The organism is Ruegeria sp. B10 (assembly GCF_056539825.1).
In genome coordinates this window covers 106354-120118 of sequence record NZ_JBQFVP010000011.1, presented here as the reverse complement: position 1 = coordinate 120118, position 13765 = coordinate 106354, and the positions used below count along the sequence as shown (strand labels likewise).

Sequence of the window (13765 nt, the reverse complement as noted above, 5' to 3'; positions counted from 1 at the left end):
TGTGTTGGGACGCATTGCACTACTCCCATAAATCGGTGGACAGGTATTTCAGGCCACTGTCGCAAATGACGATCGCGACGCAGCCGCCACGCTCCGGGCCGCGCAGCAGCTCGATCGCACCAGCAAGGTTCGCACCGGCTGAGTATCCGGCAAAGATCCCTTCGCTGCGTGCGAGCAGCCGGGCGCAATCTCGGGCCGCATTGCCTGATACCGAAAGGTGCCCGGCGAGAGGGGCGCCGTTCATATGGGCCAGGTCAGCCATGGCATAGCCGCCACCCTGTATCGGGTGATCGGGCGTGTCGACGGCCTCACCGGCCAAGGCCCGTGCACCTTCGGGTTCGATGGCATAGCACCGCACGCCATGCGGGGCGAAAAACGCAGCAGCTCCGGCCAGGGTGCCACCTGATCCGGCAAAGTCGCAGAAGGCCGTGACAGCGCCAGCCGATTGGTCCCAGATTTCCGGCCCGGTGCCTGTTGTATGTGCTTTGGGGTTGCCGGAGTGGCCAAACTGATCCGCGCGAAACGCGCCGCGTTCTGCTGTGATTTTCTGCGCCGCCTCATCGACCAGCGCCAGATCAGCGCCCGAAACCTCTCCGGGTTTGCTGCCCGGGGCCTGAGGCACGATGAGCACCTCGGCCCCCAGCGCCCGCATCATACGCACGCGCTCGACCGAGTTCCCGGCGCTCATCACCGCGACAAAGGGATGGCCCATGACTCCGCAGACAATCGCCAGACCGGTTCCCATATTGCCCGAGGTCAGCTCGACCACAGTTTGGCCCGGCGCAAGCGTTCCGTCGGCGCGGGCCATTTCGATGATGGATTTCGCCGCGCGGTCCTTTTTCGAGAAACCGGGCAACAGATAATCCAGCTTGGCCAGAATGCGACCGTCCAGCTGAAGCTGCTGGCAGATTCGCGACAGGTCCACCAAAGGGGTATTGCCGATGGCGTCGATGACAGAGGCAAGGGTCATTTGATGACCCCAAGCTCTTTGCCGACTTTCTCAAAAGCGGCAAGCGCCTGGTGAAGCTCCTGCCGCGTCAGTGCGGCGTTCATCTGGGTTCTGATCCGGGCCTGCCCGCGCGGGACCACAGGGAAGAAGAAGCCCGATACATAGACACCTTCATCAAACAACCGAGCCGCCATGTCCTGCGCCAATGTCGCATCGCCCAGCATGACGGGAATGATCGGGTGTTCACCGGGCAAAAGGTCAAAACCCAGCTCCTCCAGCCCCGCCCGCCAGTATTTGGCGTTTCCGAACAGCTGCGCGCGCAGCACGTCGCCTTGTTGGACCAGACGGATAGCCTCAATCCCGGCGGCGACGATGGAGGGCGGCAGCGAGTTCGAGAACAGATAGGGCCGCGCCCGCTGCCGTAGCAGGTCGATCACTGGCTGCGGCCCGGCGATGTAACCGCCGATTGCCCCTCCAAGTGCCTTTCCCAGGGTTCCCGTCAGGATGTCGACATCGACACCGAAATGATCAGGTGTGCCCGCGCCGTTCGGTCCCATAAACCCGGTGGCGTGGCAATCATCGACCATGACTATGGCGTCGTATTTATCGGCCAGCTCACGGATTTTCGGCAGGTTGGCGAGGTAACCATCCATTGAAAACACGCCATCAGTCGCGATCATGATATGCCGCGCCCCATCCTCGCGCGCCTGTTTAAGCCAGGCCTCAAGGTCGTTCATGTCGTTGTTCAGATAGCGATAGCGCTTGGCCTTGCACAACCGTACCCCGTCGATGATCGAGGCGTGGTTCAGACTGTCCGAGATGATTGCGTCCTCGGGGCCGAGAAGGGGTTCGAACAGCCCCCCGTTCGCGTCGAAACAGGCGGCGAACAGGATCGAGTCATCCTTGTTCAGGAACTCGGCCAGCTTCTGTTCCAGCTCGCGGTGAATGTCTTGCGTGCCGCAGATAAACCGGACCGAGGCCATGCCGAACCCTTTGGAGCCCATTGCATCTGTGGCGGCGTCGATCAACGCGGGATGATCGGCCAGACCCAGATAGTTGTTGGCGCACAGGTTGATGACCTGCTTGTCGCCCACGGTGATTTCGCCGCCCTGAGGCGATGTAATCATGCGTTCGCGTTTATACAGACCTTCGGATTCGATCTGCGCGAGGGTGTCCGTGATATGGGACAGGAATGCATCTGCCATGGCGACCTCCGTTCATCTGAGTCGGATGTCTAACATAACGGATACAATTCCCAAATAGGAGAATTACACTATACGGGAAAAATTTCCGTGAAGGCGGAACTTAGGCGTTTTTGACGATCAGAAAGACCCGCGCGGGGCCTTTCGAAGCAATGGAATGGGTCACATCAGCTGCATATCGGGCGGTGTCGCCCTGTTGCATCTCAGATATCGCAGTGCCCGAGGTGACGCGCACCGCGCCTTCCAGAACCGTCAACTGTTCACGTGTGCCGCGGGCATGCGGCTGGCTGTTCAGTGTGCCGTCGTGGTCAAAGCGGATGTCGTAGACCTCATTCCCTCCGGCCTCTTCCGGGGGCGACAGGATACGGATGCGGCAGTTCTGTCCCATATTGTCGATGCTGGGCACCTCGGCCTGGCGCAGAACCTCGATCTGGTCCGAGGTTTTGGTCTCTTCCAGCAGCCCTGCGAAATCCACCTGCAAGGCCCGTGTCAGGTTCCACAGGGTTGAGATGGTCGGGCTGCTTTCGCCCCGTTCGATCTGACTGACCATTGATCGAGATACGCCGCTGAGATTGGCAACAGCTTCCAGCGAAAGGCCCTTGGCGCGACGCGCCTCTTTCAGGCGGGCGGGCAGAAGGGTCAGGATATCGTCTGTGTCTTCCGTCATGACGGAATCTGATGCGCTTTTCACGGTGGGTTGTCAATTCTGCTTGTGACGGTACGTCGTATAGGACAACGCGCCAACTGGGCGTAATAGTGCCGCCAAATCCAAGAGGAGAAGAGACATGAAAGATATCGTCATTCTGGATGGGGCCCGTACGGCTGTTGGAACGTTTGGGGGCGCTCTGGCCTCGACCGCACCGATTGATCTGGCGACCGTTGTGACCGAAGCCGCAATGGAGAAGTCGGGCGTCGAAGGCGGCCAGATTGGCAATGTTGTTTTTGGCCATGTGATCAACACCGAACCGCGCGACATGTATCTGTCGCGTGCGGCGGCCAAACAGGCAGGTATCCCGGTCGAGACTCCCGCGATGAACGTGAACCGTCTGTGTGGATCGGGGGCGCAGGCGATTGTATCGGCGGTACAATCGCTGATGCTGGGTGATGCCGAATTTGCTGTGGCTGGTGGGGCTGAGAGCATGTCGCGCAGCCCCTACATCCTGCAGCAGGCGCGCTGGGGTGCCAAGATGGGCGATATCAAGTCGCTCGACATGATGCTGGGCGCGTTGAACTGCCCCTTTGGCACCGGTCATATGGGTGTGACGGCTGAGAACGTCGCCGATGAGCATCAGGTCACACGCGAGCAGATGGATGAGTTTGCTCTAACCAGCCAGACCCGTGCCGCAGCGGCCATTGAGGCAGGATTATTCCAGAGCCAGATCGCGCCGGTTCAGGTCAAGGTTAAGCGCGACATGGTTGATTTCATGGTCGATGAGCATCCCAAGGCGACCTCGATTGAGGCGCTGGCGGGTCTACGTCCAGCGTTCAAGAAAGATGGCCGCGTCACGGCGGGTAACGCCTCAGGCATCAATGACGGTGCGGCGGCGATGGTTCTTGCCACGGCAGACGCGGCCGAGAAGGCTGGTCTGAAGCCGAAAGCGCGTATTCTGGGTTACGGCCACGCCGGTGTCCGCCCCGAGGTGATGGGCATCGGTCCGGTGCCTGCTGTGCAAAACCTGCTCGCCAAGACCGGCCTGACGGTGGAAGACTTCGACGTGATCGAAAGCAACGAAGCCTTTGCTTCGCAGGCTCTGGCCGTGAATAAAGAGCTGGGTCTAGATGCCGCCAAGGTAAACCCGAACGGTGGTGCGATTGCGTTGGGTCACCCGGTGGGTGCGACTGGTGCGATCATCACGCTGAAGGCTTTGTATGAGTTGGAACGGACTGGAGGCTCCAAAGGTCTGATCACCATGTGTATCGGCGGTGGTCAGGGTATTGCGATTGCCATAGAGCGGCTCTGACCTCGAGTTGGGCAGGGGGGCTGTCTGCCCCCCATCGCGCCTTAAGCGCAATTCCCCCCGAGGATATTTTCAGCCAGATGAAGCAGGCGGCTGGCGCCTAGCTGAGCGCTGTTAGTAGCAAAACCAAAGCAGCGCCTGCCACGGCTCCGAGCGTTGCGGGAAGGGCTTTGGACCACAGGCGGGAGTTGGTCTGATCGTCTTTTTGCGTTTGCGCGATCAGGGCGTCTTCCACCAGCGCGGGCAGACGTGGGCCGAACCGAGCCAGAACCAACGCGGTTTTGCCAAAGTCGCGGAGCGCCGCGCGGGGGCCGATGGATTTCTTGATGTAATTCTCGACGACCGGACGCGCGACCTCCCATATATTGATATGCGGATCGAGTGATCGAGCGACGCCTTCGACGACAACCATGGTGCGCTGTAGCAGGATCAGCTCGGTTCGGGTTTCCATGCCAAAGCGTTCGGTGACTTCGAACAGGTAATTCAGCAAGCGGCCCATCGAGATATGGGTGGCGTCCATGCCGAAGATGGGTTCTCCTACCGCGCGCAGCGCGCGGGCGAATTCGTCTACGTCTTGATTGGCGGGGACATATCCGGCCTCGAAATGCACCTCGGCCACGCGTTTGTAATCGCGGCGGATGAAGCCGAAAAGGATCTCGGCATAGACTCGGCGGGTGTATTCGTCGATATGGCCCATGATGCCGTAATCATAGGCGATGATATCGCTGTTGGCGGCGACCTTCAGGTTGCCCTGGTGCATGTCGGCGTGGAAGTAGCCATCGCGCAGGGCGTGCAGCAGGAACAAGCGCAGGACACGCTCGCCCAGATCGCGGCGGTTATGGCCCGCGGCGTCCAGAGCGTCGTTGTCGCCAAGCGGGATGCCATCCGCCCAGCTGAGCGTCATCACCCGGCGCGCGGACAGAGACCACACGACCGGAGGCAACCAGAACCCGGCATCATCCTTGGTGTTGGCGGCGTATTCCGAGGCTGCCGAGCTTTCCAGACGCAAGTCCAGCTCACCCCGTACCACGCCATCGAAGTGTTCGATCACTTCCATTGGACGGAGGCGGCGCGCGCCAGGGGCGCAGAGCTGTACCATGCGGGCGGCGAAATAGAACGCGTCGACATCCTTGCGGAAGGCGCGTTCGATGCCCGGACGCAAGACTTTGACGGCGACGTCTTCGCCTGTGGTCGCCAGCTTGGCCTTGTGAACCTGAGCGATCGAGGCCGCAGCGATCGGTTCGCTGAATTCGCTGAACATGTCCGAGATCGGTTGCCCCAGCTCTTTCTCGACCTCAGTCATGGCCTCGGCCTTCGGGAAAGGCGGCAGCTTGTCCTGCAATACGCGCAGTTGCTCGGCCAGTTCGTTGCCAACCACGTCGGGTCGGGTCGACAGGACCTGTCCGAATTTGATGTACGCCGGACCCAGCGCCGTCAGGGCGCGTGTGGCAGGGGGCATCTCGGGGTCGCCCTTGTACCCAAGCCATTGAAAAGGTTTGCCAAGCGCGTGGGCGACAAAGCGGACCGCGCGGGGGGCTTCGAACGCGTCCAGCACGACACCCATGGCGCCCGTGCGCTCTAGCGTGGCGCCTGTGCGGATCAGGCGTATGATGTTGTGAGGGCCACGCATTTAGATTTTCCAGCCGGAATGCAACGCGGCGATTCCCATGCTCAGGTTGCGGTATTTGGCGTTTTCGAAACCGGCGCTGCGGACCATACCTAGGAATGTCTCCTGATCGGGGAACTTGCGGATCGATTCCACGAGGTACTGGTAGCTGTCGTAGTCATTGGCGATCAGCTTGCCCATGCGCGGGATGACGTTGAAGCTGTAGAGATCATAGAGCTTTTGCAGACCGTCATTGGGCAACTGGCTGAACTCCAGCACCATCAGGCGGCCGCCGGGTTTCAACACGCGGTAGGCCTCGTTCAGCGCCTCTTGCGGGCGAGTGACGTTCCGAATGCCGAAGGAGATCGTGTAGACGTCGAAGGTGTTGTCCTCGAACGGTAGAGACATCGCATCGCCGACGACCCAGTTCAGGCTATCCGACATTTGGTCGGCCTCAGCCCGTTGGCGGCCCTCGACCAGCATCGGCTCGGTCAGGTCCAGGACGGTGGCGTGGCCATAGCCCGCGCGTTTCAGGAAACGGAACGAGATGTCTCCGGTGCCGCCTGCGACGTCCAGCAGGCGCTGACCGGGGCGCGGGGCAAGCCAGTCCATCATCGCGTCTTTCCAAACCCGATGGATGCCCATCGACATGACATCATTCATCACGTCGTATTTCGAGGCCACCGAGTTGAAAACGCCCTGTACGCGCCCGGCCTTGTCGGCCTCGCGGACGGTTTCGAACCCGAAATGAGTGGTCTTGTCGCTGTTGTCGGACATTTGCCTTGCCGTTTGTCGAATTTCGCCTCTGTTATAGGGCCATCAGAGGCGGGCACAATGCGGCCCTTTGGAATAGGAGCCATCTAATGCCCGAATTGCCTGAGGTCGAGACAGTAAGACGCGGCCTGACCCCTGCGATGGAAGGGGTGGTAATCGAGCGTGCTGATGTAAACCGCCCCGATCTGCGCTGGCCCTTCCCGGAGCGTATGGCCGAGAGATTGACGGGACAGCGGGTGGATCGGCTAAGGCGACGTTCCAAGTACATTCTGGCTGATCTCAGCAGTGGCGAGACGTTATTGATTCACTTGGGTATGTCGGGGCGTATGACGGTATCAGGTGACCCGTTGGGGCAGTTCGTCCATGACCATCCAATGCCCGAAAAGCATGACCATGTCGTGTTCCACATGGCCAATGGTGCCCGCGTGACGTTCAATGATCCGCGCCGGTTCGGGGCCATGGATTTACTGCCAACCGCAACCGCAGAAGACCACAAACTGATGTCCGTTCTGGGGCCAGAGCCATTGGGCAATGATTTTCACGAACAGCACCTGATTGATGCGTTCAAGGGCAAGAACACGCCGGTCAAATCGGCACTTCTGGATCAGGGAATCGTTGCCGGGTTGGGGAATATTTACGTTTGCGAGGCGCTTTATCGCGGCAAGGTGTCGCCACGTCGCAAAGCCGGACAAATTTCTGCGGCGCGTGTCGCAGCCCTTGTGCCGATCATCCGGCAGGTGTTGCAGGACGCGATCGAAGCAGGGGGATCGTCACTGAAAGATTTCCGTCAAGCCGATGGAGAACTTGGATATTTTCAGCACAGCTTCGATGTCTATGGCCGCGAAGGCGAATCCTGCCGAACCCAGGGTTGCGGTGCCGAAATCAAGAGAATCACCCAGTCCGGTCGCTCATCCTTCTACTGTGCGCAATGCCAAAGATAGCTTGATCCAGCGAAATCGCGTGTTAAGGAATCGTACCTGAACGGAACAACCGGAAGCTTATACCTCATGGCTTTTGAGACGATCATCGTCGAAATCGAAGACCACGTCGCCCTTATCAAACTCGACCGACCAGATGCGATGAACGCGCTGAACACCCAATTGGTGGGTGAGCTGTGCAACGCGCTGGAAGAGGCGGATCAAAACGACAAGGTGCGCTGCATCGTGCTGACCGGCTCGGAAAAGGCGTTTGCCGCAGGTGCGGACATCAAGGAAATGTCCGAGATGAGCTTTGTCGATGTGTTCAGCACCGACCTGTTTGCCTCGGTCAACGAGCGTGTCTCGGCCATTCGCAAACCGATCATCGCGGCGGTTGCGGGTTACGCGCTGGGCGGTGGCTGCGAAGTCGCCATGATGTGCGATTTCATCATTGCGGCCGATACAGCCAAGTTCGGCCAGCCCGAGATCAATCTGGGTGTTATAGCCGGTATCGGCGGCACCCAGCGCCTGACGCGTTTTGTTGGGAAGTCCAAGGCGATGGACATGAACCTGACCGGTCGCTTCATGGACGCCGAAGAAGCTGAGCGCGCGGGTCTTGTCAGCCGCGTGGTTCCGGCGAAGAAGCTGCTCGAAGAAGCCGTGGGTGCAGCCCACAAGATCGCTGAAAAATCCCTGCTGACGGCGGCAGCCGCCAAAGAAGCAGTGAATCGCAGCTATGAACTGCCGCTGAGCGAAGGTTTGCTGTTCGAGCGTCGCGTCTTTCATTCGATGTTCGCGACCGAAGACCAGAAAGAGGGCATGGCGGCGTTTTTGGAAAAACGCGCCGCACAATTCCGCGACAAGTAAGGTCGCGACAAAGAATTCAGGAAGGGCAGGCTCTGGCCTGCCTTTTTTTGTTGGGCGTACCGGGCAAGAATCGGCTTGGCAAACCCGTAAAACTTGGGTAGAGACCGTCGTCATACATGCGCGTGCGGCCCGCTTGGCCCGACTCACACTCGTGATTTCTGATCCGGTGCGGATAATTCCGTGGCGCGCAACCCTAGATAACCGTACCGAACAAAGGTCAGAGACACATGGCAAATTCGCCCCAGGCAAAGAAACGTGCCCGTCAGAACGAAAAGCGTTTCGCCGTAAACAAAGCGCGCCGTTCGCGCATCCGCACCTACCTGCGCAAAGTTGAAGAAGCGATCGCTTCCGGCGACAAAGACGCTGCAACCACGGCTCTGCGCGCAGCTCAGCCTGAACTGATGCGCGGCGTCACCAAAGGCGTTTTCCACAAGAACACCGCATCGCGTAAAATGTCGCGCCTGTCGGCGCGCGTTAAAGCGCTGGGTTGATTCCCTCTGGAACGCGTCAAGCATTTTCCTAGGTAAAGGCGTCGCGTATTGCGGCGCCTTTCTTGTTTGTTGCCGGAAAGCCGCGACCTCACGAAGTCGAGAGATTCTTTCGCCCTGAACCCCGAGTCAATATCAGAGTTTCGTTGCTGCGACAGGCAACATCTTGCTACCACTGAGTCAGCGATTCACTCGCTTGGGGGGACAGGCTGTTCCAGACATCTGACTGACGGGCATCAGTCAGACATCAGGAACCAGCGTTCGAAAACCGGCCTTGGCCGGTGAAACGATCTGCTCTGGGTCTCGGGTTTTCCGATGATCTCAGCCCTGTCAAACAATTGGGTTACGACGCGTGCCCCGGTTTTCCGGGATCCTGCTGCGGGATACGATTTGTGCATGCTGAGTGTTCATTTACCCGCCGGATGGGACAGTCCGGTGCAGGGTACCCTTGCGCGTGAACGTTAATGACCGGGAAACCGGCGACGATTGATAAGACCGACAGGTCAAAAAAAATGGGATGCGTGAGGCGCTTGATGACACAAGAGAAATGGGGACAACTGCGTAGCAAACTACTGAAGGCCGTTGGTAAGAACAACTTCACCACCTGGATTGAGCCTCTGGAATTTCAGGAGCTGCAGGACGGTGTAGCCGTGTTCTCGGTACCGACGAACTTCATGGGGAACTACGTCAGCCAGAATTTTGCAGATTTGATTCTGTATGAACTGAATACCGCGGGTGAGACGGTGCAGCGTCTTGCGTTCAAGGCGGCTGCCAATTCGACCACCCGACCGGCAGTTGTCACGGATGAACCCAAGCTGACAGAAGTTGCTGCACCGGTTGCGGAGTCCGCCAATGCGGCGCTTGAGGATCTGCAAGCCGCCCCCTTGGATGCGCGCTTTACCTTCGACAGCTTCGTTGTCGGCAAACCTAACGAACTGGCCCATGCCGCCGCGCGCCGCGTAGCCGAAGGTGGCCCGGTCACGTTCAACCCGCTGGTTCTCTATGGCGGTGTTGGGCTGGGTAAAACCCACCTGATGCACGCCATCGCATGGGAGCTGAAGACCAAAAGCCCCGAGCTGAACGTGCTTTATCTATCCGCGGAACAGTTCATGTATCGCTTTGTACAGGCTTTGCGCGAACGCCGGATGATGGATTTCAAACATCTGTTCCGCTCGGTCGACGTGCTGATGGTGGACGATGTGCAGTTCATCGCGGGCAAGGACTCGACCCAGGAAGAGTTCTTTCACACCTTCAATGCGCTGGTGGACCAGAACAAGCAGATCATCATCTCGGCCGACCGCGCCCCGGGTGAGATCAAGGATCTGGAAGATCGCGTGAAATCGCGCCTGCAATGTGGTCTGGTCGTCGATCTGCATCCCACCGACTACGAATTGCGTCTGGGCATTTTGCAAAACAAGGTCCAGCAGCACATCGCCACCTATCCCGATCTTGTTATCGCCGATGGCGTGCTGGAGTTTCTGGCGCATCGCATCTCGACCAATGTACGCGTTCTCGAAGGCGCCCTGACCCGTCTGTTCGCCTTTGCCTCGCTAGTGGGGCGTGAGATCGACATGGAACTGACGCAGGACTGTCTGGCGGATGTGCTGCGCGCCTCAGAACGCAAGATCACCGTCGAAGAGATCCAGCGCAAAGTGTCGGACTACTACAACATTCGCCTGTCCGACATTATCGGCCCGAAGCGCCTGCGGTCCTATGCTCGTCCGCGTCAGGTGGCCATGTATCTGTGCAAGCAACTAACCAGCCGCTCTCTACCAGAGATCGGCCGCCGTTTCGGAGGGCGCGACCACACAACCGTCATGCACGGGGTGAAGCGCATCGAAGAGCTGAAGACGACCGATGGTCAGATCGCAGAAGACGTGGAAATGCTGCGCCGCTCGCTAGAGGCCTGAACCGCACCCATTGTCAGTAAATGCCCCGGGCCAGTGCGTCCGGGGCATTTTCTTGTGCGCTATTCTCCACGGTTGCGGAGGAATGGACGCGTTTCGCGCGCGTACCTCTTGACCACCGGGGTATTCCCACCCAGAAATCGGTAAAAAATCCTTGTGCCTCAGGGCTGAGACGCTAACGTGCCAGTCCCGCCCATTTTCGGCACGCAAGTCAGAGGAACAGAGGGTATGAAGATCAGCATCGAACGCGGCACCCTTCTCAAGGCCGTTTCCCAGGCCCAATCCGTTGTGGAACGTCGCAACACGATCCCGATCCTTGCCAATGTGCTGATCGAGGCCGAAGGCGACCAAGCCCTGTTCCGCGCCACCGATCTGGATATCGAGGTTGTCGACAAAGCGCCTGCGCAGGTCGAAAAGGCCGGTGCGACGACCGTGGCCGCTACGACCCTTCATGAAATTGTGCGTAAACTGCCGGATGGCGCGCTGGTCACCCTGACGGCCGACAGCGCCGCAGGTCGTTTGACGGTTGAGGCGGGCCGGTCGAACTTCTCTCTGGCGACTTTGCCGAAAGAGGATTTCCCGGTCATGGCGTCCTCGGAATATCAGTCAAATTTCACCGCGTCGGCGGCGTTGCTGCGTCGTTTGTTCGACAAATCGAAATTTGCCATCTCGACCGAAGAGACGCGGTACTACCTGAATGGTGTCTACATGCATGTCGCGGACGGTTCCGAAGGCGGCAAGGTTCTGCGCTGCGTGGCCACTGATGGCCACCGTCTGGCGCGGATTGATGCAGACTTGCCGGATGGCGCTGCGGACATGCCGGGTGTGATCGTGCCGCGTAAAACCGTGGGTGAGCTGCGCAAGCTGCTGGACGATGACGAGATGGATATCGCGGTTTCGGTCAGCGAAACCAAGGTGCGCTTTGCCACGCCAGATATCACGCTGACCTCGAAGGTCATTGATGGCACCTTTCCCGACTACACACGCGTTATTCCGCAGGGCAATACGCGCCAACTGGAAGTGGATGCAGCCGAGTTCGCGCAAGCCGTGGACCGGGTTGCAACGGTTTCGTCAGAGCGTTCGCGCGCCGTGAAGCTGCAACTGGATGCGGACAAGCTGGTGCTGTCAGTCAATGCCCCAGATAGCGGCGCGGCTGAGGAAGAGCTGGCCGTTGCTTATGGCGATGAACGTCTCGAGATCGGGTTCAACGCGAAATACCTGCTGGAGATTGCATCGCAGGTGGATCGTGAGAACGCGGTGTTCCTGTTTAACTCGGCCGGTGACCCAACTTTGATGCGCGAAGGCAATGATCTAAGCGCGGTTTACGTTGTCATGCCGATGCGCGTCTGATCGCGCTGGCGCGCGATGCCTCCGGCGGAGGTATTTTTGAACAGAAGAAGGGAGGGGTCATGGGATTGGCCCTGACCGAGCTTACGGTCTCGCATTTTCGGTCTCATAAGCTGGCACGTTTGTCTTTGGATGGGCGCCCGGTTGCGATCCATGGGCCGAACGGGGCCGGGAAGACCAATATCCTTGAAGCAGTGTCACTGTTCTCGCCCGGTCGCGGGATGCGGCGGGCCAGTGCGGCGGAGATGACCCGGCGGCCCGAGGCCTTGGGCTGGAAACTGTCCGGCCTGCTGAGCGCCCTGGGCGGGCGGTATGAGATCGAGACATGGTCCGAAAGTGGCTCGGCACGTCAGGTTCGGATTGATGGCAAGGCCGCCAGTCAGATTGATCTGGGCAAGCTTGCGCGCGTGGTGTGGTTGATCCCTTCGATGGATCGGTTGTGGACCGAAGGAGCCGAGGGGCGGCGGCGGTTTCTGGACCGCATCGCGCTGAGCTTTGATCCCGCGCATGCCGAAGCGTCGCTGACCTATGAGAAAGCCATGCGTGAGCGGAACCGGCTGCTGAAAGATCAGGTCCGGGACGCCCATTGGTACACGGCTTTGGAAGGTCAGATGGCCGAGACAGGGTACCGGATACACGCGGCGCGTCTTGCCGCATTGGATCATTTACGTGCCGCGCAGGATCAGGCCGAAACAGCGTTTCCTTCGGCCGAGTTGGAGTTGGTTCAGACAGAAGGTGCGATGCCCGAGACGGCGGATGATCTGCGCGAGGCGCTGAGCGAAAGCCGTTTCCGTGATCTTGCAGCAGGGCGGACTCTGGTCGGGCCGCATCGCTCGGACCTGTATGGGGTGTTTGCTGCCAAGGGGGTTCCGGCCAAGGATTGTTCCACGGGTGAGCAGAAGGCGTTGCTTGTGTCCCTGATCCTGTCAAACGCACGGGCGCTAGCGGGAATGGTCGGTGCGCCACCGATCGTTCTGCTGGATGAGGTGGCTGCGCATCTGGATGCCGGGCGACGCGCGGCGCTCTATGATGAGATCTGTGCGCTGGGCGCTCAGGCCTGGATGACGGGCACCGGGCCTGAGCTGTTTGCGGAATTGGGCGACCGGGTCCAAACGCTGGTTGTAACCGAAGGCGATGAAGGCTCGGTCGTGTCGGCTTAGGCTGGTTCGCCCACTTTACGTTCCCACAAGAAGCCGCGCATGACCTGATCGACCGGAGTCTTGGCCATGTGGTTGACGTAGTTCGACATGGTTTTCTGCGCCAGACCCAGAACGACATCCAGAACAGCGCGGTGCGAATAGCCTGCGTCAAAGAAAGCCTGCAGCTGTTCTTCTGTCGGGTTGCCGCGGGTTTCCATCACTTGCAGTGTGAAGGTGCGCAGCGCTTCCAGCTTGGCAGTCGGCAGCGGGGTTTCGTTGCGCAGGGCTTCGGTGATCTCGTCCGAAATCTTCATCATCTTGGCGATGCCTGTGTGGGCGGGGACGCAGTAGTGGCATTCGTTTTCAACGTTGATGGTCTGCCAGACGACGGTTTTCTCATCATTGTTGAAATCGGTTTGCAGGAAGAGGCCGTGCAGAACCTGATAGGCCTCAAGATGCTGCGGGCTTTCCGCCATCACCTTGTGCAGGCCGGGCAGGCGGCCAAAGGCGGCTTGCGATTTCTCCAGCAGCGGTTTGGACCCTTCAGGGGCGGATTCGAGGTCGTGAGACGGGAAGTTAGCCATGTCAAAACTCCTGATTTCTGGCGCGAT

Annotated in this window: 13 protein-coding genes; 7 read left to right on the top strand and 6 right to left on the bottom strand. The window is 59.4% G+C overall.

The window, feature by feature from the left end; genetic code table 11:
• Window positions 1-19: 19 nt before the first annotated feature.
• The 3 genes from ACR0J4_RS16220 to ACR0J4_RS16210 form a co-directional block, all read right to left on the bottom strand.
• Complete coding sequence (locus ACR0J4_RS16220; RefSeq protein WP_170643541.1) at window positions 20-970, bottom strand: cysteine synthase family protein; 951 nt, start codon at window positions 968-970, stop codon at window positions 20-22.
• On the bottom strand, window positions 967-2154 hold the full coding sequence (locus ACR0J4_RS16215; protein WP_170643542.1) for a glycine C-acetyltransferase: 1188 nt from the start codon (window positions 2152-2154) through the stop codon (window positions 967-969). The genes ACR0J4_RS16220 and ACR0J4_RS16215 overlap by 4 nt, the downstream gene beginning before the upstream one ends.
• Window positions 2155-2254: 100 nt before the next feature.
• Entirely contained in the window at window positions 2255-2818 is a 564-nt protein-coding gene (locus ACR0J4_RS16210; RefSeq protein WP_170643543.1) for an XRE family transcriptional regulator, read from the bottom strand.
• Window positions 2819-2936: 118 nt separating this feature from the next.
• On the opposite strand from ACR0J4_RS16210, the gene ACR0J4_RS16205 reads away from it, so the two are divergent.
• Window positions 2937-4112, top strand: a complete 1176-nt coding sequence (locus ACR0J4_RS16205; protein WP_170643544.1) for an acetyl-CoA C-acyltransferase family protein — start codon at window positions 2937-2939, stop codon at window positions 4110-4112.
• 97 nt (window positions 4113-4209) lie between these two features.
• Here the strand turns inward: ACR0J4_RS16205 and ubiB are convergent, their stop codons facing one another.
• On the bottom strand, window positions 4210-5739 hold the full coding sequence (gene ubiB / locus ACR0J4_RS16200) for a 2-polyprenylphenol 6-hydroxylase (protein WP_170643545.1): 1530 nt from the start codon (window positions 5737-5739) through the stop codon (window positions 4210-4212).
• Window positions 5740-6492, bottom strand: coding sequence for a bifunctional demethylmenaquinone methyltransferase/2-methoxy-6-polyprenyl-1,4-benzoquinol methylase UbiE (gene ubiE, locus ACR0J4_RS16195; protein WP_170643546.1), 753 nt, complete (start codon window positions 6490-6492; stop codon window positions 5740-5742).
• An 86-nt stretch (window positions 6493-6578) separates the two neighbouring features.
• On the opposite strand from ubiE, the gene mutM reads away from it, so the two are divergent.
• The 6 genes from mutM (at window position 6579) to recF (ending at window position 13175) form a co-directional block, all read left to right on the top strand.
• A complete protein-coding gene (mutM, locus tag ACR0J4_RS16190; RefSeq protein WP_170643547.1) occupies window positions 6579-7430 on the top strand; it encodes a bifunctional DNA-formamidopyrimidine glycosylase/DNA-(apurinic or apyrimidinic site) lyase in 852 nt (283 codons plus the stop codon).
• A gap of 66 nt (window positions 7431-7496) precedes the next feature.
• Entirely contained in the window at window positions 7497-8273 is a 777-nt protein-coding gene (locus ACR0J4_RS16185) for an enoyl-CoA hydratase (RefSeq protein ID WP_170643548.1), read from the top strand.
• Window positions 8274-8500: 227 nt separating this feature from the next.
• The gene (gene rpsT / locus ACR0J4_RS16180; RefSeq protein WP_170550252.1) at window positions 8501-8764 is read left to right on the top strand and encodes a 30S ribosomal protein S20; all 264 of its coding nucleotides are present in this window, start codon (window positions 8501-8503) and stop codon (window positions 8762-8764) included.
• A gap of 530 nt (window positions 8765-9294) precedes the next feature.
• Window positions 9295-10671 (top strand): chromosomal replication initiator protein DnaA, encoded by a 1377-nt coding sequence (gene dnaA / locus ACR0J4_RS16175; protein WP_480668738.1) that lies wholly within the window; start codon window positions 9295-9297, stop codon window positions 10669-10671.
• Window positions 10672-10896: 225 nt separating this feature from the next.
• Complete coding sequence (gene dnaN / locus ACR0J4_RS16170) at window positions 10897-12018, top strand: DNA polymerase III subunit beta (protein WP_170351930.1); 1122 nt, start codon at window positions 10897-10899, stop codon at window positions 12016-12018.
• Between the two features lie 59 nt (window positions 12019-12077).
• The gene (recF, locus tag ACR0J4_RS16165; protein ID WP_170643549.1) at window positions 12078-13175 is read left to right on the top strand and encodes a DNA replication/repair protein RecF; all 1098 of its coding nucleotides are present in this window, start codon (window positions 12078-12080) and stop codon (window positions 13173-13175) included.
• On the opposite strand, the gene ACR0J4_RS16160 is transcribed toward recF, so the two are convergent.
• Window positions 13172-13738, bottom strand: a complete 567-nt coding sequence (locus ACR0J4_RS16160) for a carboxymuconolactone decarboxylase family protein (RefSeq protein WP_170643550.1) — start codon at window positions 13736-13738, stop codon at window positions 13172-13174. The two genes, recF and ACR0J4_RS16160, sit on opposite strands and share 4 nt — an antisense overlap.
• Between the last annotated feature and the right edge of the window lie 27 nt (window positions 13739-13765).

Excerpts from the sequence above, each read along its gene's own strand:
- ACR0J4_RS16215 (WP_170643542.1), bottom strand. The coding sequence starts at position 2,154 with ATGGCAGATGCATTCCTGTCCCATATCACGGACACCCTCGCGCAGATC.
- dnaN (WP_170351930.1), top strand. The coding sequence starts at position 10,897 with ATGAAGATCAGCATCGAACGCGGCACCCTTCTCAAGGCCGTTTCCCAG.
- ubiE (WP_170643546.1), bottom strand. The coding sequence starts at position 6,492 with ATGTCCGACAACAGCGACAAGACCACTCATTTCGGGTTCGAAACCGTC.
- ACR0J4_RS16160 (WP_170643550.1), bottom strand. The coding sequence starts at position 13,738 with ATGGCTAACTTCCCGTCTCACGACCTCGAATCCGCCCCTGAAGGGTCC.
- ACR0J4_RS16210 (WP_170643543.1), bottom strand. The coding sequence starts at position 2,818 with ATGACGGAAGACACAGACGATATCCTGACCCTTCTGCCCGCCCGCCTG.
- ACR0J4_RS16185 (WP_170643548.1), top strand. The coding sequence starts at position 7,497 with ATGGCTTTTGAGACGATCATCGTCGAAATCGAAGACCACGTCGCCCTT.
- ubiB (WP_170643545.1), bottom strand. The coding sequence starts at position 5,739 with ATGCGTGGCCCTCACAACATCATACGCCTGATCCGCACAGGCGCCACG.
- mutM (WP_170643547.1), top strand. The coding sequence starts at position 6,579 with ATGCCCGAATTGCCTGAGGTCGAGACAGTAAGACGCGGCCTGACCCCT.
- rpsT (WP_170550252.1), top strand. The coding sequence starts at position 8,501 with ATGGCAAATTCGCCCCAGGCAAAGAAACGTGCCCGTCAGAACGAAAAG.
- ACR0J4_RS16205 (WP_170643544.1), top strand. The coding sequence starts at position 2,937 with ATGAAAGATATCGTCATTCTGGATGGGGCCCGTACGGCTGTTGGAACG.
- dnaA (WP_480668738.1), top strand. The coding sequence starts at position 9,295 with ATGACACAAGAGAAATGGGGACAACTGCGTAGCAAACTACTGAAGGCC.
- recF (WP_170643549.1), top strand. The coding sequence starts at position 12,078 with ATGGGATTGGCCCTGACCGAGCTTACGGTCTCGCATTTTCGGTCTCAT.
- ACR0J4_RS16220 (WP_170643541.1), bottom strand. The coding sequence starts at position 970 with ATGACCCTTGCCTCTGTCATCGACGCCATCGGCAATACCCCTTTGGTG.